This is a genomic window from Exiguobacterium sp. s83, assembly GCF_018617095.1.
Lineage (GTDB): Bacteria > Bacillota > Bacilli > Exiguobacteriales > Exiguobacteriaceae > Exiguobacterium > Exiguobacterium profundum.
The window spans coordinates 15,185-33,368 of the sequence record NZ_JACSJP010000004.1; the positions used below are offsets into that span (position 1 = coordinate 15,185).

At 48.7% G+C, this 18,184-nt stretch carries 17 protein-coding genes; 5 read left to right on the top strand and 12 right to left on the bottom strand.

Annotated elements, in window-relative coordinates; genetic code table 11:
• Positions 1-12: 12 nt before the first annotated feature.
• From KNO73_RS12345 to recX, 12 genes are all read right to left on the bottom strand, one after another.
• Entirely contained in the window at positions 13-1,083 is a 1,071-nt protein-coding gene (locus tag KNO73_RS12345) for an ABC transporter substrate-binding protein (protein WP_214689244.1), read from the bottom strand.
• Entirely contained in the window at positions 1,080-1,874 is a 795-nt protein-coding gene (locus KNO73_RS12350) for an ABC transporter permease (RefSeq protein ID WP_047795862.1), read from the bottom strand. Before KNO73_RS12350 ends, KNO73_RS12345 begins: the two co-directional genes overlap by 4 nt.
• Positions 1,871-2,692: an ABC transporter permease gene (locus KNO73_RS12355; protein WP_015880886.1), complete on the bottom strand. Its 822-nt coding sequence runs from the start codon at positions 2,690-2,692 to the stop codon at positions 1,871-1,873. Before KNO73_RS12355 ends, KNO73_RS12350 begins: the two co-directional genes overlap by 4 nt.
• Positions 2,679-3,785: an ABC transporter ATP-binding protein gene (locus tag KNO73_RS12360; RefSeq protein WP_047795864.1), complete on the bottom strand. Its 1,107-nt coding sequence runs from the start codon at positions 3,783-3,785 to the stop codon at positions 2,679-2,681. The genes KNO73_RS12355 and KNO73_RS12360 overlap by 14 nt, the downstream gene beginning before the upstream one ends.
• 21 nt (positions 3,786-3,806) lie before the next feature.
• Positions 3,807-4,346 carry a helix-turn-helix domain-containing protein gene (locus KNO73_RS12365; protein ID WP_015880884.1) on the bottom strand — a complete coding sequence of 180 codons (540 nt, stop codon included), beginning with the start codon at positions 4,344-4,346 and terminating at the stop codon, positions 3,807-3,809.
• 150 nt (positions 4,347-4,496) lie between these two features.
• On the bottom strand, positions 4,497-4,766 hold the full coding sequence (locus tag KNO73_RS12370; protein WP_078146385.1) for a YfhJ family protein: 270 nt from the start codon (positions 4,764-4,766) through the stop codon (positions 4,497-4,499).
• Positions 4,763-5,077, bottom strand: a complete 315-nt coding sequence (locus KNO73_RS12375; RefSeq protein WP_015880882.1) for a YfhH family protein — start codon at positions 5,075-5,077, stop codon at positions 4,763-4,765. Before KNO73_RS12375 ends, KNO73_RS12370 begins: the two co-directional genes overlap by 4 nt.
• Before the next feature lie 68 nt (positions 5,078-5,145).
• On the bottom strand, positions 5,146-6,324 hold the full coding sequence (locus tag KNO73_RS12380; protein ID WP_214685601.1) for an RtcB family protein: 1,179 nt from the start codon (positions 6,322-6,324) through the stop codon (positions 5,146-5,148).
• Between the two features lie 9 nt (positions 6,325-6,333).
• Positions 6,334-8,379, bottom strand: coding sequence for an ABC transporter ATP-binding protein (locus tag KNO73_RS12385; protein WP_215112563.1), 2,046 nt, complete (start codon positions 8,377-8,379; stop codon positions 6,334-6,336).
• A gap of 22 nt (positions 8,380-8,401) precedes the next feature.
• Positions 8,402-10,126, bottom strand: a complete 1,725-nt coding sequence (locus KNO73_RS12390) for an ABC transporter ATP-binding protein (RefSeq protein WP_215112564.1) — start codon at positions 10,124-10,126, stop codon at positions 8,402-8,404.
• 320 nt (positions 10,127-10,446) lie between these two features.
• Positions 10,447-12,087 (bottom strand): L-lactate permease, encoded by a 1,641-nt coding sequence (locus KNO73_RS12395; RefSeq protein ID WP_078146381.1) that lies wholly within the window; start codon positions 12,085-12,087, stop codon positions 10,447-10,449.
• Positions 12,088-12,135: 48 nt separating this feature from the next.
• A complete protein-coding gene (recX, locus tag KNO73_RS12400) occupies positions 12,136-12,948 on the bottom strand; it encodes a recombination regulator RecX (protein ID WP_078146380.1) in 813 nt (270 codons plus the stop codon).
• Positions 12,949-13,093: 145 nt separating this feature from the next.
• Between recX and KNO73_RS12405 the strand changes: the two genes are divergently transcribed.
• From KNO73_RS12405 to KNO73_RS12425, 5 genes are all read left to right on the top strand, one after another.
• Positions 13,094-14,002: a TIGR01777 family oxidoreductase gene (locus tag KNO73_RS12405; RefSeq protein WP_078146379.1), complete on the top strand. Its 909-nt coding sequence runs from the start codon at positions 13,094-13,096 to the stop codon at positions 14,000-14,002.
• A 12-nt stretch (positions 14,003-14,014) separates the two neighbouring features.
• Positions 14,015-15,169, top strand: coding sequence for an amidohydrolase (locus KNO73_RS12410; RefSeq protein WP_015880875.1), 1,155 nt, complete (start codon positions 14,015-14,017; stop codon positions 15,167-15,169).
• A 177-nt stretch (positions 15,170-15,346) separates the two neighbouring features.
• Positions 15,347-15,913 carry a GNAT family N-acetyltransferase gene (locus KNO73_RS12415; RefSeq protein WP_215112565.1) on the top strand — a complete coding sequence of 189 codons (567 nt, stop codon included), beginning with the start codon at positions 15,347-15,349 and terminating at the stop codon, positions 15,911-15,913.
• Between the two features lie 168 nt (positions 15,914-16,081).
• Complete coding sequence (locus KNO73_RS12420; RefSeq protein WP_074037712.1) at positions 16,082-16,771, top strand: response regulator transcription factor; 690 nt, start codon at positions 16,082-16,084, stop codon at positions 16,769-16,771.
• Positions 16,768-18,159 carry a sensor histidine kinase gene (locus tag KNO73_RS12425; RefSeq protein WP_015880872.1) on the top strand — a complete coding sequence of 464 codons (1,392 nt, stop codon included), beginning with the start codon at positions 16,768-16,770 and terminating at the stop codon, positions 18,157-18,159. The genes KNO73_RS12420 and KNO73_RS12425 overlap by 4 nt, the downstream gene beginning before the upstream one ends.
• The last annotated feature ends 25 nt before the right edge of the window (positions 18,160-18,184 follow it).

An 18,184-nucleotide genomic window follows, 5' to 3' on the forward strand; every position in this document is an offset into this window, starting at 1 on the left:
GGGGATGTTTCGTCATTTACTCTGCATTTTAAAGCGTAAATACAATTCGTTATAGTAAGCGTTCATGCGCTTCCCTAGGTTTTCATACACTTCAAGGTCCTGTGTCACTTCACGAGACGGGTAGAATCGTTCATCCGATGTGACTTCTTCATCCAAGAATTCGAGAGCCGCTTCGTTCGGTGTTGAGTATCCGACATAATCCGTGTTACGTGCCGCAATCTCAGCATCTAACATAAAGTCGATGAACTGATGTGCCCCGTCCACGTTTTTTGCCGTACTTGGGATGACGAGGTTATCAAACCAGAGATTCGTGCCTTCTTCCGGAATGACATACGTCAGTTCTTCGTTCTCATACATGATTTCTGACGCATCCCCGGACCAGACGACGGCTGCCGCTGCTTCACGGTTCGCCATCAGCATTTTGATTTCGTCTCCGACAATCGCTTTGATGTTCGGCCAAAGCGTCGTTAACTTTTCTTCCGCCTCAATCAACTCATCTTTATTCGTCGTGTTGAGGGAGTACCCAAGCGAGTTCAGGCCGAAGCCCATCACTTCACGTGTCCCGTCCGCAAGGAGAATGTCGTTCTCGAGCGGCATTTCCCAAAGATCGTTCCATGATGTGATCTCACCATCGACTAGTTCAGGATTGTAGACGATCCCGACCGTACCCCAGAAATAAGGGACCGAGTACTTGTTACCCGGGTCGAACGATTTATCGAGGAAACGCGGATCGATGTTATCAAAGTTTTCGAGTTTATCGTAATCGATCGGAAGAAGGAGGTTCTCCTCTCTCATCTTACTGATCGCATAATCGGATGGAACGGCGACATCAAAGGCCGTACCGCCTTGCTCAATTTTCGTAAGCATCGCTTCGTTCGAGTCGAACGTTTGATAAACGACCTTCAACCCGCTCTGCTCTTCGAACTCACCGATCAAGTCCTCATCGATATAATCTCCCCAGTTGTAGACGACCAGTGTGTTGTCGCCGCCGAATCCTTGCGCAGCATTCAGTTGCTGAATCCAAAGAAGGAGACCAAAGCTGACAATCAATGGCACAGCCAACATGATGACTAGTTTTTTCATCGTCTAACCTCCTTTGACCCTCGTTGCGCCAACACATAATATCCGATGACAAGTATGAGCGTGAAGAGGAACAGAATCGCAGACAACGCATTGATTTCAAGCGAGATACCTTGACGTGCCCGCGAATAGACTTCTACGGCGAGGGTCGTGAAGCCGTTCCCTGTCACGAAGAATGTGACAGCAAAGTCATCTAACGAATAGGTGAGTGCCGTGAAGAAACCGGCAAATACCCCTGGCGTGATATATGGCAGAATGACTTTCGTCAATACGTCCCACGTGCTGGCACCTAGGTCACGTGACGCATCAATCAACGTCGGACTCATCTCTTGAAGTTTTGGCAACACCAAGATGACGACAATCGGAACCGAGAAGGCGATGTGCGACAAGAGAACCGAATAAAAGCCTAACTGAATCCCTAGCATCGTGAAGAGGATCAAGAAGGAGGCCCCGATGATGACGTCCGGGCTCACGATCAAGACGTTGTTCAATGATAAGAGGGACGTCTTCGTATACTTTTGTTTCGCCGTATAGATGGCGAGTGCCCCGATGACACCGAGCACGGTCGAAATCGTCGCCGAGAGCAGCGCGATGACAATCGTATTCAAGACGATGACGAGAAGTCTCGTGTCCGTGAAGAGCGACTTGTACCATTCGAGGGTGAACCCTTCGAAGTTACTCATCGTTCCGCCACTGTTGAACGAGTAGAAGACCAAATATAGAATTGGCGCATACAAGATGAAGAACACGGCCGCCAAGTATAGATTTGATAATTTGAATCGTTTACGTTTCATCGACGAACCGCTCCTTTCGCACCCCAGTCACGTGTGACGACCATGACAAGAACCATCGCCAAGATGAGGAAGACGGCAATCGTCGAGCCCATCCCCCAGTTTTGCGTGACAAGGAATTGTTGTTCAATCGCTGTACCGAGTGTGATGACTCGGTTCCCGGCGATGAGTCGGGTGATCATGAAGAGCGATAATGCCGGAATAAAGACGATTTGAATCCCCGATTTGACACCGTCAAGCGTCAACGGGAAGATGACACGTCGGAATGTCGTCCAGTTCGATGCACCTAAATCACGGGATGCGTAGACGAGTGATGGCGGTAACTTCTCAATGGCGTTGTAAATCGGCAAAATCATGAACGGGATGAAGATGTATACAGAAACAAAGACGAAACTGAAATCGGTGAATAGAATCTGTTTCGTCCCAATACCGATGGCTTCTAAAAATTGATTCGTAATCCCGTACGTTCCAAAAATACCAAGGAACGCATACGCCTTTAACAACAAGTTAATCCATGACGGCAGCAAGATGAGCAAGAGCCAAAGCTGTTTATGCTTCGTCTTCGTCAACAAGTATGCCGTCGGATACCCGACGAGTAACGAGAAGAACGTAATGAGAAACGCATACCAGAACGACGAGAGCGTCATCGACAAATACGTCGACGTGAAGAACGTCTGATAGTTTTCTAAACTCAAATTCCCATCGATATCAAAAAAGGAATAATAGACGACGAGGACGAGTGGTGCGATGACGAACAAGGCGATCCAAATCCAATAGGTCGTCAAATATACCGTCTTTGCGGTCTGATTAGTTTGATTCATGAGGGACCTCCTCGTAGGATTCGAGACGACGGTCAAATTCTTCTTCTGTTTCACCTAGTCGCATGACGTGAATCGCTTCTTCGTCAAACGTCAATCCGATTTTTGATCCGACGATTGATTTCTTCGTCGAGTGGACGAGCCATTCGTTTCCTTCTTGGTCATAACAGCAAATCTCGTAGTGGACACCTCGGAACAATTGAGAATCGACGTCGACAACGAGTTTCGCTGCATCGACCGATGTCATCTCTAAGTCTTCCGGACGAATGATGACCTCAACTTTTTCATTGCGGTCAAATCCTTGGTCGACACAGTCAAACGTTTTACCAGCAAACGTGACGACATTGTCTTCCGGCATGACACCCGGCACGATATTGGATTCACCGATAAAGTCTGCGACGAAACGGTTGATCGGTTCATCATAAATATCAGTCGGTGTCCCACTCTGAACAATTTTCCCGTTGTTCATGACGAAAATCTCATCCGACATGGCGAGCGCCTCTTCTTGGTCGTGTGTGACAAAAATGAAGGTGATGCCAAGACGTTGCTGTAACTCACGAAGTTCATATTGCATCTCCGTACGAAGTTTCAAGTCTAAGGCAGAGAGCGGTTCATCGAGGAGAATGACCTCCGGCTCATTTACGATTGCGCGGGCGATGGCGACACGTTGGCGCTGTCCACCTGACATCTCATCGATTTCGCGCGAGCCGTATCCTTCTAAGTTAACAAACTTGAGAGCCTGCTCCACTTTCGCTTTCACATCTGCTTCTTTCAATTTTTTAATGCGGAGACCGAATGCGACATTCTCAAATACGTTTAAATGAGGAAACAGCGCATAATCTTGGAACACGGTGTTCACTTGTCGTTTGTTGGCCGGCACATCGTTGATCCGCTTCCCGCTGAAGTGAATATCTCCTTCGGTCGCATCGGTAAATCCGGCGATGAGACGCAAAATCGTCGTCTTCCCACATCCCGATGGACCGAGAAGCGTATAAAACTTCCCACGCTCAATCTCAAAACTGATATCTTCAAGGACGACTGTATCGTCGTAACGCTTTGACACGTGGTCAAAACGAATAATTGTCTCTGCATTCATGCTGTTTCCTCCTCTGTTGACTTATAAATATGAATGGGTCGCGACGATGAGACATTCACTCTCTCCATCGTTATCGTTGACGAGTTGATGCGAATCCGAAGCGACATAATAAAGGGTTTCCCCTGTCTTGGCAAAATATGTGTGGTTCCCTAATTTCAAGGCGATTTTGCCGGACAAGACGTATACGAGCGTCTCCGAACGCGAAGGCTCATATTGTTTGAACTCTCCATGTTTGAAAAATGTGACAAGGATGGGCTCCATCTCTTTTTCATTCGATTCCGGGATGAGCCATTCTGTCCGATATTTGCGTTCTTCATCCGTATAGATGGTGCGATCGTCAACGGTGTACACCACTTTTTGATTCAACTCTTCATCAAAAAACTCTTTCGGGGAACTCCCGAGGACATTCAATAAATCGAATAACGTTTCTAGTGAGGGAGAGCTTAAATCCCGCTCGATTTGAGAAATATAGCCTTTACTCAAATCGGTACGTTCCGCCAGCTCCTCTTGGGTCAATCCTTTTTTGATCCGGAGCCGCTTAATGTTTTGACCTACTTCCAACGACTGAACGCCTCCTTCGTGTTTAGTGAAACATGAGTTCAACTAAAGAAAGTTTATCTATACTATACTTTAAAACAAACTATTAGCGACCTTCATTATAACGAATTGTTGACGAATTGCAATAAAAAAATCACGCCCCAAGGACGTGACTCAGTGTAAGTTCCGTTCAGACATCAAATGCTTGAACTTTTCGTTTTTCGTTTGGAACAAATGGAGCTGTGCCCCATATGCATCAATCTGTTGAATGACGTATTGGAAAGCCTTTGCCTCTCCCGGATATGGTTCGCCCGCCTTGGCAAGTGAGGTCTCAAAATCTTCCCATAACACTTCGACCCACGTCACCGCTTCTGAATCGTTCAAGACGTCATTCTTCTCTTTTAAAATGACCGCGAGCCGTTCATATTGTTCGTTCCGGTTCATCGTTTCACCTCCGACAATTCTGAGAGCGGGATGGCCCGTTCTGTCATCTCACCTTCAAACGTCCCCCAGCCCATGACGCCGTTGACGAATTTCAAGCGAAACGGACGGTCATTGTAATTGACGACATATGTTTCACCTGGACGAAACGATGATGGGTCAATCAAATAGCTTTCGGCAATCGCAATCCGTCGAAGGACGACTTCAATTTCGCTGACCATGCCCATCTGTTCAGCCTTTCGTTTCCGTTCATGTAATGCTTGAATCTCTTGCTCTAACTCATATTTCGATAAGTCACTTAACCGCTTTTCCATATCGTTCACCTCGATGTAAGCGTATCAGATTTTACGAAAAAAGAAAAAGACGAGACTGAGTACGTGACTCAGTTCGCCTTGAAGTTGTAAAGTGGCTTGATGATTTGATCGATTTGAACGGCCGGTTCGATATAACGAACAATTTCTTTCATCGACTTATACACAAATGGTGATTCATCGATTGTCGATGGGCGAACTGATGTCGACCAGACACCTTCCATCGAACGTTTGAATTCTTTGAAATCGACGCGTTTCCGCGCGGCCGACCGAGACATGATCCGACCTGCGCCATGTGGACCCGAGAAGTTCCAGTCTGGATTCCCTTTCCCCGTACAGATGAGCGAACCGTCTCGCATGTTCATCGGAATGATGACTCGCTCTCCTTCTTGAGCGGAGATGGCCCCTTTTCGCAGGATCATCGCATCATGATCGATATAGTTATGGACGGTGTCGAATTGATCGACGATGTTCCAATTCATCGCTTCGACAATCACATCCGTCATCGCACGACGGTTCGCCGCCGCATATTGTTGAGCGATGCGCACGTCATGCATGTAATCGTCCATATCCGTCCCCTCCACATAAGCCAGGTCTCGAAATGGTTTACGTGACGCCCGCTCTGTTTCCAGATAAGCCGAGATTTCGTGTTGTCGACCTAAGGCTTTCAAACGCTCAATTTCTTCTTTTACATCATGTGTTTCCATCATGTGTTGAATCGCTCGCTCCTGATAGTGATCGGCAATCTGCACCCCAAGATGGCGCGAACCGGAATGAATGACGAGAAACGTACGTCCCGAGTCATCTCGGTTCACTTCAATAAAGTGGTTCCCCGAGCCGAGCGACCCGACCGAGCGCAAGGCTCGGTCGAGTTTATACGGCGCTCGCACCTCTTCTAGTGGAAGTTCAGATGCGTATGGGTGAACCTTCTCCCGAATGTTCATTCCACTCGGTACGAGTTCACGAATGAGGTCATCGAGTCGTTGAAAATCGATTCGCTTGGCTTTGATTTCCGTACAAAGCATCCCACACCCTAAATCGACACCGACCAGGTTTGGCACGACTTTGTCTTGAATCGTCATCGTCGTTCCAACGACCGACCCTTTCCCCGCATGCATGTCCGGCATGATCCGAATCGATGCCCCTTGTGTGAACGGTTGGTCGAGCAATGTTTCAATTTGATCCCGCGTCATATCATCGATTCGTTCGTTGAACACTTTGGCGCGGTTATATTTCCCCTTGATTTCCATGTGACCTCCTTAACTGATCGCTTGTTGTTTACTCTGTAATTCATGCATTCGGGCATAGACACCGCCATACTCGATGAGTGACTGGTGGTTGCCTCGCTCAATGATTCGACCGTGGTCGAGAACGAGAATCTGGTCCGCTTCCCGAATCGTTGAAAGTCGGTGCGCGATGACAAATGTCGTCCGACCGTACGTGAGTGTTTTGAGCGCATCCTGAATCAATGCCTCCGTCTCCGAGTCGACGCTCGCTGTCGCTTCATCGAGGACGAGGATGGCCGGGTCAAAGACGAGGGCGCGTGCGAAACTGATCAACTGTCGTTCTCCACTCGAGAGTGAAGCTCCACGCTCAATCACCGGTTCATCGATGCCTTGCGGTAGCTGCTTCACGAAACGGTCTGCCCCGACGGCTGTGAGTGCTTTCCATACCTGTTCGTCCGTAATCGTCTCATCGCCAAGCGTGACGTTCGTGCGAATCGTTCCAGTGAATAGGAACGGGTCTTGTAAGACGATCCCGAGATGGTCTCGTACCGCCTGCGTCGGTAGTTTTGTCACGTCCATGCCATCGATTCGGAGGACTCCGGCGGATGGGTCATAGAAACGCATGAGCAAGTTCATGATTGAGCTCTTCCCGCTTCCCGTATGTCCAACGAGTGCGACCGTTTCACCAGGAGCAGCGTGTAGTTCAATCTGTTGCAACACCGGTTTCCCTGCTTCATAACTGAACGTGACATCATCAAAGACGACATCCCCTTTAAAGCGTGGAAGACGTTCCGATGAGACCGGTTCCCCTTTTTCGTCGAGCAGTTGGAACATCCGGTCGGCCGAGACGAGCGCTTGTTGGAGTGGTGACAATTGGTTCATGATTTGTGTCACTGGCTCAAAGATCCGCGAGACATAGTCGATATACGCGTACAGAATCCCAAGTGTCAGGACACTTCCCGTACCGAGCGTTTGAGCCCCGACAAACCAGATGAGTAAGGCGAGCGCCATGTTTCGGAAGAAGTTGACGAGGTTGTGGCTCATCAACGCATCCAATTTCAACAGTTTCCGTCTCGTTTGGAAGTTGTCGCTGTTCTTCTCATTGAACTCGTCATAAACGAGATTTTCGCGGACGTATGATTGAATGATTGGCATCGTTTGAATGCTCTCATTCAACTGCGCGTTCATATCCGCGACGAGTGCGCGGACACGGAAGTTATTTTTTGTCGAGAAACGTTGGAACAACTTAATCCAGACGATGACGACCGGGATGATAATGAGCGAGACGAGCCCTAGACGCACGTCTAGGAAGAACATCGCAATGAGTACCCCGATCATCATGACGACACTTTGGAAGACGCGAGCGAGCACTCCTAAATACAGGTCGCGTATCGTCTCTGTGTCATTCGTGACACGACTGACAATCTTCCCGATTGGTGTCTGGTCAAAATAGCGTACCGGAATCGTTTGAAGATGCTTCATCACGTCAAGACGCATCGTTTTGACGATTTTATGCGCCGATCGTTGTAGGAGCATCTGTTGTCCCCAGTTCAATCCGGCCGCAAATAGTAACAGGACGACGTACAATCCCGATAAGAGAAGGACAGCTCGTAAATCCGTCTGATAGAACTGGAACACGTCGGTCGACGAGAGCGAGACAATATTGTCATATGTCGCCGTTTCGTCCCCTCTTGAAATCGTCAGCACGTCGCCATCGACTTCACGGACGCCTCCGCTCATAATCGCCTCAGGTACGAGATAGTACCCATCGGTCGTTTGGACAATCGAGACCGGCTGAATCACCTCTTGACCGTCTAGTCTCGTTTCTTTCTCATACGATTCTCCATTAAAGGAAACACTACCGCCGGATTCGACTTGAACCCAGTCACGCTCGATGGCGACGATATGCTCATCGATAATGATTTTGGCGATATACGGCCCGGCAAGTTCTGCACCGACCGCTAAAAAGAGTAATGTCAGTCCGAGGAAGATGGAGCGCTTCACTTGCTTGGCATAACCAACGAGTGAGCGGATCGTTTTCTTCCGGCGGACCGGATCTAATTCATATTGATCGATCATGAGAGATTCCCCCTTTCCCGGATTACTCCGTCTCTCCTTGTCGAATAAATTGTTCATAGTACCAACCGTGTCGTTCCATTAGTTGGTCGTGGGTGCCGCGCTCGGTAACTCGTCCATCTTGAAGGACGAGAATTTGGTCAGCATGTGCCACCGCAGAAAGACGGTGCGCCACGATAAAGGTCGTCTTCGCCTCACGGCTCGTGCGGACCGAATCGATTATGCGTGATTCCGTCTTCGCATCGACTGCTGAGAGCGAATCGTCAAGAAGCAGAATCTCAGGATTTTTCAGTAAGGCGCGTGCAATCGACAATCGTTGCTTTTGTCCACCTGACAGCATGACCCCTTGCTCCCCTACGACGGTATCGAGACCGTTCTCCAAGTGTTCGATGTCCGTATCGAACGCCGCGAGATGAATGGCTCTGTCGAGTGCTTCATCCGAAACATCATCCACTCCGAAACGAATGTTATCACGCACCGTTTTTGAGAATAGAAGATGCTCTTGTGACACATAGCCGCTCCAACCACGGACCGTTTCAAGTTTAATGTCCGAGATCGGCACCCCGTTCACGAGAAGGGAATCGTCAATCGGATACTCCCGGAGCAATTGACGTAACAACGTCGTCTTCCCAGCTCCAGTAGGTCCGACAATTCCAATCGTCTCACCACACGAGACGTGCAGTACGATGTCCTCTAACGACTCCCGATTCGCGTTTGGATAACGGAATGAGAGCGATTTGAAGGTGATCTTCTCCGGTACATCGATGTGAACCGTTCCGGTTGACGAAACGTCCGGTACCTCATTCATCGTCGTCTCAATCCGTTCCAAGCTCGCCGTTCCTCGTTGGACGACGTTGATGAGTTCCCCGAAGGCATACATCGGCCAAATCAACATCCCTAAATAAATGTTGAAGGAAACGAGTTGACCGAGCGTGATGTCGTTCGTAAAGACGAGATACGTCCCGAACGAGAGTCCGATCAAATAACTGAGTCCGACGAGTAATTTGATGACCGGCTCAAACAAGACGTCGATTTTAGCGACATGCATGTTTTTCGCCATCACGTCATCCGTGATGTCATCAAATTTTTTCGTATCCGCCTCTTCTTGAACGAAGGAACGAACGACCCGAAGACCGGAGATGGATTCAACGACTTGGTCGTTCATCACGCCGAACGAATCTTGGGCTGCCGTGAACCGTGTATGAATTTGACTCCCAAGTTTATTCATCGACCAGGCGAGAATCGGCATCGGCAAGAGTGCTGCGAGCGTCAACTTCCAATCGATAAACACGCCCATAATCGTCAAGGCGATGAGCGTCATGTTGAACGAGTCGACTAATGTCATGACCCCAAATCCCGCTGTACGCTCCACCGCTTTTAAGTCATTCGTCGCAAGTGCCATCAAGTCACCCGTACGATGTTGTTGATAGAAGCGCGGTGTTTGTTTGAGAAGGTGACCAAAGAAGCGACCTCTCAATTTCTTTTCAAGTAAAAAGGCTGTCCCGAAGAGTCGGGCAATCCACAAGTATGACATCACGTACGATAACACCATGATGCCGAGTAGCGACGATACAATCAGAATCAATCGCTCTGTCGTCAAACTTCCTTCACGAATCGCATCGATTGCCTGACCGATAATCCAAGGTGGCAGCATATCTACAACCCCTGTGATGATCAATAAGATAATCGCAATCACGTACGTTCGTTTCTGTCTTTTAATAAACCAATCCAATTGCTTAATCAGTTTCATGACTGATTTCCCCCTTCCGCCCAATCCATCCGAACACGCAAAAAAGCGCACTCCACCTGATTGTGCAACCAATCAAATGAAGCGCGCTTGAAGTAGTCTTCAGTCTTTTGCATGGTCAGGGAAAGGACACTACCCCTATCCAGCTGCCAATGTCACGCAGTTAAATATGAGTAGCCATATGATGTTTTGAGTGTGTTTGTGAGTGCAATGTTGTTCATCGTTCTGGCTCCTCTCGTCTCATAGTTTTAAAATCTACTCAAACCTTAGCAAACTGTTCTGAAAATTGTCAACATTATTCTGTAAAAAAATTGTAACTTGATTTAGTTTAAGAAAAACATGCCTAAAATGAGACCAATGACCCCTGTGGCCGTCACGTAATAAATCATCGGCATGAGCGTGTAACGGATGATGGTCCCTTCCTTGCCGAGTAATCCAGCAACCGATGCGACCGCTACGACGTTCAGCACACAGATCATGTTCCCTGCGTTCGCCCCTGCCATCTGCATCGATAAAGCGAGCGTTTCATTGAGTCCAACCGACTCCGCAACGTTTGTCGTTAAACTTGAAAACATCATGTTCGAGAAGGTCGCCGACCCTGACACGAAGGCGCCGAGCGCCCCAATCCACGGTGCGACAAGCGGCCAAACCCCGCCGAACGTGTCAGCAGCTGCCGTCGCGAGTTCGACCGGCATCGAAGCGAGTCCGGCACCCCCGTTTTCAGAATGGATGAATATGCGGACCATCGGAACCGACGCCGCTAACGTGATGGCCGTTCCGACGACTCCAAGTGTCGTCGCCTTAAACACCGATGTCACTTGTGACCAACTCATGTTGTGTAAGAAGAATGTCGCAATAATCGTCAGGATGAACATGAAACCTGGTGAATAGAACGGTTCCCAAGACGTCGAAACTCCTTCTACCCCGAGGATGTTCGGGAGATTGATCCGGACACTGCGAGAGAGTTCGTTTAAAAATGGTACGGTACGGGTGAGAACTAAGAAAATCGTCAAAATGAGATAAGGTGCCCACGCCTTCCACTGTGGTAATTCACGCGTGGTTGATTTGAGCGTCACTTTCTCAGTAGATGGTTCTAATTCATCCACATATCCATCAAACGTCCAGACACGTTTCGGCATGAGAATGCCTTTACGAGCCATAGCAACGAGGATGACGAGACCGGTTAAACCACCGAGCATGCCACCGAACTCAAACCCGAGGATGAGTGTCCAAATGTACGCCGGTACGCTGTACAACAGCGCCGCCACAATCGCGATCGGAAATACCTCGAGTGCAGGTTTTATCGACTTTTCCTTACTGAAGAAACGCGTCAACATCAAAATTAAAATGAACGGGATGAATAGTCCGACTACCATATCGATCAACACCGTCTGTAAGACGACCTCTGTCAAGAAGGCAATCGACTCAGGCTGGTTCACATCTAAAGATAGACCGTTCCCGATCCCGATAAGTGCCGGTGTCCCGACCGCACCAAATGTCACAGCCGACACGTCTGCGGATAATGCAATGACAACGGCGGCAATCGGCGGAAATCCGAGTGCGATCAAGAGCGGTGCTGCAACCGTTGCAGGCGTCCCGAATCCAGATGCGCCTTCAATAAATGAAACGAATAACCATCCGACAATCAAAACTTGAATACGCGGGTCAGGTGTGATGTTGACGAATCCGGAGCGAATCGCGTTCATCCCGCCCCCTTCTTTCATCGTATTCATCATTCCGATCGCCCCGTAGACAATCCATACTGTCGTGACGGCGATGACGAGTCCTTGTAATGTCGCCGCCATAATTCGTGTCGCATCCAATTGCCAGACGAAAAACGCTAAAATTGCCGTCGTCACGAGTGACAAGGGCATGGCTACCGATGCAGGTAAACGCATAATGACCAATAAGATGAGCACGGCCACAATCGGTGTCAGTGCTGTAATCCATTCTAAAATCGTCAATATAGACCCACCTTTTCGTGTTTTCCCCTACCGTAAACAGATGTCCCATCACGATTCTTCTTCAGCGAGTCGATCTAACGTACGTTCAATCACATCATACGGAAATCCTTTGCGTCGAAGCTGCATCTTCATACGCTGTTTGCGCTCGAACGCATCGTACCCGCTGAACTTCCGACTCAACTTCTCAGCCTGTTTCAGACATGCCGCAACTTCGACATCTTCGTCCTCTTCTTCCCAAAAAGTTTGAATCGCCTCTGAAATAATATCAAAGGTAAACCCCCTTTGCATCAGGGTTTGTTGAATTCTTTGTTGCACTTCTGTGGCAGAACGACGATTCGTTTCCAGTTGTTTCCTTTTCACGAACTTTCCGGCCTTCTCGACGAGATCTTCGTGTGAGATTGATTCTAATACGGATTCAACAACGTCCGTTGGGATTCGGAGCTGTTCGAGCTCGCGTTTGATTTTGATCGGCCCACTTGGACTCGTGTTGAATTTCGTCTGGACATACGCTTTCGCGAACTCCTCATCGTTCAAATAGCGCTGCTCGATCAGTCGTGTGATGGCATGTTTGATAGCGGATTCACTTAACTCTTTCTTCACGAGATAGTCCCGTACCTCTGAGATGGCACGCATTCGATACGATAAATAATTGATGGCTAACTTATAGGCTTTCTGAATTTCTTCCGCCTCAAGGACGTCTTGCACAAAATCGTCTTCGAGCTCCATCCCTTTTGTGAGCCCATACTTGATGAACACATCGACATCGATAGCGAACGCGAACTCCTCTTTCCCTTCCCGTTCGATGAAGACGTTCAGTCGGTCTTGGTTCTTCTTCTGGGTCGTGAACTTTGCAATTTTCACAACGACTCCCCTCCATTCCATGTTTCTAACATATCACGTTCAAGAAACGTAGAGGATTTTTGATAAGTTAGAAGAAAGGGTATTCATCTGGATATACTGACTTATACCCATTTTAGAAACAACACATGATATCGGAGGGAATTTCATGAAAATCGCAATCACCGGTGGAACCGGGCTCATCGGTCAACCACTCGTTCGTGCACTGGCCGACGCCGGACATCAAGTCGTCGTGTTGACACGTCATCCACGTCCCCGCCATCGCGGTGTGTCGTTTATCGAATGGTTGACACCAAATAGTAAACCAGAAGAGGAACTCGAGGGAACAGATGCGTTCATCCATTTGGCCGGCGCCTCAATCAACGACGGACGATGGACCCACAAACAGAAACAAGCCATCCTTCAAAGTCGAATCGAAGGGACGAAGGAAGTCGTCCGGATCATTCAACAGTTGAAACAAAAGCCACAGGTCGTCATTAGCGGCTCGGCCATCGGCATATACGGTGAAGATCGTTCCATTACGTATTCCGAAGAAACCCCATTACCGACACGGACTAATTTCCTCGGGAATGTCTGCGTCCTCTGGGAACAGGAAGCAGAACCCATTCGTGATTTAGGCGTTCGTCTTGTGACGATGCGCACCGGCGTCGTCTTATCGAATGATGGCGGTGCCTTCCCATTAATGAAACTCCCCTATCAATTCGGGGTCGGTGGTAAAATTGGTTCAGGAGAGCAATGGGTTCCTTGGATTCATTTAGACGACCTCGTCCGCTTGTTCGTGCACGTCATCGAGACCGATTCTATCGAAGGACCGGTCAACGGTACTGCACCTACACCGGTGACGATGAACGAGTTCGGGAAGACGATTGCGAACGTGATGCATCGTCCTCACTGGATCCCGGCACCTGCCCCAATGATGGAACTCGTCCTCGGTGAAAAGAGCGTCATCGTCCTAGAAGGAGCGAAAGTCGTTCCGACGAAGGCACTTCAACACGGTTTCGAGTTCCGCTATGAAACATTGGAACCGGCTCTAACACAACTACTACAAGATGCTTAAGGAGAATGAATTGTGAGTCACTTACTAATCCGAAATGCCCATATTTACCCCATCACTGCCCCCCATTTTTACGGAGACCTCCGTGTTCGGGACGGGAAAATCGTCGAAATGTCCGATTTGCTTGAACCGACTGACGGGGAGCATGTCATTGAAGCCGAAGGAAACTTTTTATTCCCCGGCTTCATCGATGCTCACACCCACCTCGGATTATATGACGAAGGAACGGGCTCTGTCGGGAACGACGCCAATGAAACGGTCGAAGCGATGACGCCTCATGCTCGTGCGATTGACGGGGTATACCCGCTTGACGAAGGATTTCAAGAAGCGCTGATGGCAGGCGTAACCGCCGTTCAGGTCATGCCAGGAAGTATGAACGTCATCGGTGGTGTGACCAGTGTCATCAAAACACACGGTCGCTATATTGACGACATGATCGTCCGTCGTTATGCCGGATTGAAGATGGCGCTCGGCGAAAACCCGAAACGGATTCATAGTATGGGGAAAACCGGTGATTTGACGCGGATGGGGATTATGGGGTTGCTTCGTGAAGCGTTCCGTACCGTCGGGTCGACCAAAACGATCGGAACGTTCGGCAGCCAGATGATTCAACTTGCCCTCGACCGAGAGATGCCGATTCGTGTGCATGCCCACCGCGCCGATGACATTTTATCTGTCGTTCGCTTTGCCCAAGAGTTCGATCTCGACTATCGCATCGAGCATTGTACAGAAGGTCATCTCGTCGTTGAAAAATTACAAGAACTCGGTGTGAAACATGTCACCGTCGGACCGACGTTTACTCGAAAATCTAAAATCGAGCTTCAGAACAAGACGTGGGAGACGTATCGCATTCTCCATGAGCACGGCATGATCGTCTCCATCACGACCGACCATCCGTACACACCGGTCCAATATTTGAACTTGTGCGCCGGACTTGCAGCACGTGAAGGACTGCCTGTCGACATCGCGTTACGCGGAATCACCATCAATCCGGCTGAATCACTAGGTGTCGCCGACCGAATCGGCTCTCTCGAAGTCGGAAAAGATGCCGATTTGGTGCTTTGGAGTCACTTCCCGCTCGACTACTTATCGAAGCCGATTATGACCATTGTGAACGGTGAAGTCGTGTACAAAACGGACCGTGCTGAAACCCATCATGAGGTCGAGTAATTTTCATTATTTTTCATAAGGGTTTTTACGCATAATTTACTTGCTTTTTTAAAAATACTATATAAAATTATCTTGTAACTTCATAAAGCAGCCAAGGCGGTTCGAACAGCGAAGCCAGAAGTATGCTTTCGTTACGACTATTCTTCAGCGGTCTGAAATAGGAGGAGGAATGTAAAGGTGCTCAAATTTCGTGAGCTCACCGACTGCGCGGAGTTGTTCGAACTGATGCAACACCCAGATGTCTTTCCGTATGTCCGTCAAAAGACGGTCCATTTTGACGAGTTTTTATTTAGCACGAAGCAAATCATCGAGCTAGAAGAGCAAGGAAATATCATCTCACGTACCATCACGAACGAGTATGGCATCCCGATTGGGACGATCAGCTTGTTCGATGTCGAATCCGGCTATGGATTCCTCGGCACGTGGCTTGGCAAGCCGTATCACGGCAAAGGTTATAATCAAGTGGCGAAAGAGGCGTTCTTCTCAGAACTGTTCTTCGAGCTTGATATTGAGAGCGTATTTTTAAAAATCCGTAAATCGAATGAACGATCGATTGCGGCAGCAAAGAAGCTCCCGTACGCGTTTTGCGCGAACGAGATCCGCTCTGAACTGCTCGCGGAGATCAACCAAGGTGACGTGGAGTATGTTTTATACGAGGTATCCAAGTCGAGCTTCCAATTGTACTTGCATGCCCTGCACGTCCCGGAATACGAAGTGCCATACGAGGCACAACTCGAAGCATGAGCCAATTCTGTCAAAGAATTGGCTTTTTTGTGGCGTTTTTGTGTGGATTTGATGGAGGGAACTTGTCGGAGCCGAATAAATCTGTTCTAATTCGAAGAGATAGGTATGATAGAAGTATGAGGGATTTATCACAACTCCCGTTAACCGTTTTGCAAAGGAGAATGGCATATGTCAGAATCAATGTTTCGTATCCTCGTGACCGACGACGAAGAACAAATGCGCGATTTACTTGTATCAAATTTAGAAAAAGAAGGGTATGAGACGGTCACCGCCTCAAACGGCCTTGAAGCGATTGAACGCTTGAAAGAAGAGACGTTCCATCTCGTCTTACTTGATGTGATGATGCCGGAACTCGACGGATTGACGGCTTGCATGCGCATCCGTGAGTTCTCAAACGTACCCATCATCCTGTTGACGGCACGCTCAGAAGAGCTCGACCGTATTCATGGCCTCAAAATCGGGGCAGACGATTACATCACGAAACCGTTTAGCCCACGCGAATTACTCGCACGAATCGAAGCGACGCTCCGTCGCACGCACAGCTTCTCAAAAGAACAAGAAGCGACGTTTGATGTCGGGGTCCTCTCAATCGATATCGAAGGACGTACCGTCAGTGTGAAAGGGAAGACCGTCAACTTGACACGAAAAGAGTTTGATTTGCTCTACCTATTCATCACGAACGACGAAAAAGTATTCTCTCGTGAACAATTGCTCGATCAAATTTGGGGGACCGAGTATCATGGTAACCTTCGCACGGTGGATACTCACATTAAGACGCTTCGCCTGAAACTCGGCGAGGCGGGCGGTTATATTCAGACAGTCTGGGGAATTGGCTACAAATTCGAGGCAAACGGATGAAACGATACACGATCAGGAAGCGGATTTGGATTACCATCTGGACAGCCAGCCTCTTCTCAGCGTTCGTGTTTCTCATCATGACGTTTTATCTGTACGACAAGTTCTATATTCAAACGCAAGAAGAACTGCTCATCAATCGCGGTGAGAAACTTGTCACCATCTATAAGGCCGACGGTTTCTCGGACGCGTTCGCCGATAGTATGACGTACACGAACGAATTGACCGAAACGAAAGTGTTCCTCTCCTCCGTTCGAGAGGACACACTCGGCTCCGGTAAAACTTTTTTAAGGCAGCAAGACCTCGAACGGTTGCAGGACGGTTATGCCATCTCGGTGACCCGGAAACATCCGACCGAGGACGTCGACATTTTGATGACCGCATTTCCTCTCATCCGCGACGATGAACTCGACAATGCACTCATTTTGTATATGGAGCTCAGTAAAATCAGTGAACCGTTCCAACCGATTCGGCTCATGATCACGTTTTTACTCGTCCTCATGATCGTGAACTTGCTCCTATTCGGTAAACAGATCATCGACACGATCATCCAACCACTCATTCAGATGAAGCGTGCCTCTCAAGTCTATGCGCAAGGTGATTTCTCCCACCGCATCCCGATCGTCTACGACGATGAAATCGGTGAACTCGCAGACACGCTCAACTCGATGGCGGAATCGCTCGGACTTGTTGAAGAGCAGCGTAAAGAGTTTCTAGCTAACGTCAGTCACGAACTTCGCACGCCACTCTCCTACATCCGCGGTTATACCGAGATGCTTCAAGATGAAACGTTGGACGAAAAAACGAGGGCGCAATATTACGACATCATCGAGAACGAGACGAACCGGCTTCAGCGCCTTGTCACGGACTTACTCGATCTCGCCCAGCTAGAGCGGGACTCATACCCGATGACGAAAGAACCGGTCGTTTACTCGCAAGTGCTTGAAGACGTTCTCTATCGTCTTGAACCGATTGCCCGGGCAAAAGGCGTGACAATCGAATCGGATTTAGACTTCGACTTGATCATCCTCGGTGACCATGACCGACTCGAACAAGTCATCGGCAATCTTCTCGACAACGCGCTCCGATATACGGACGCTGGCAAGACGATTCATGTGAAAACGTTCGCCGAAACCGAATATGCAATTACGGAAATACGTGACGAAGGTCGAGGCATCCCGAAAGAAGATTTAGACAAATTGACGGAACGCTTCTATCGTGTCAATAAATCACGGACACGAAAAGATGGCGGAACCGGTCTCGGTTTGGCCATTGCGAAGCACATTATCGAGCGTCATGAAGGGTCTCTTCATTTCAGCTCTGAAGTCGGACAAGGAACGACTGTCACTGTCGGTTTGCCGCTTCTACCTGACGATGAATTTGATATGTAAATAGGCAGCCGCGATGGCTGCCTTT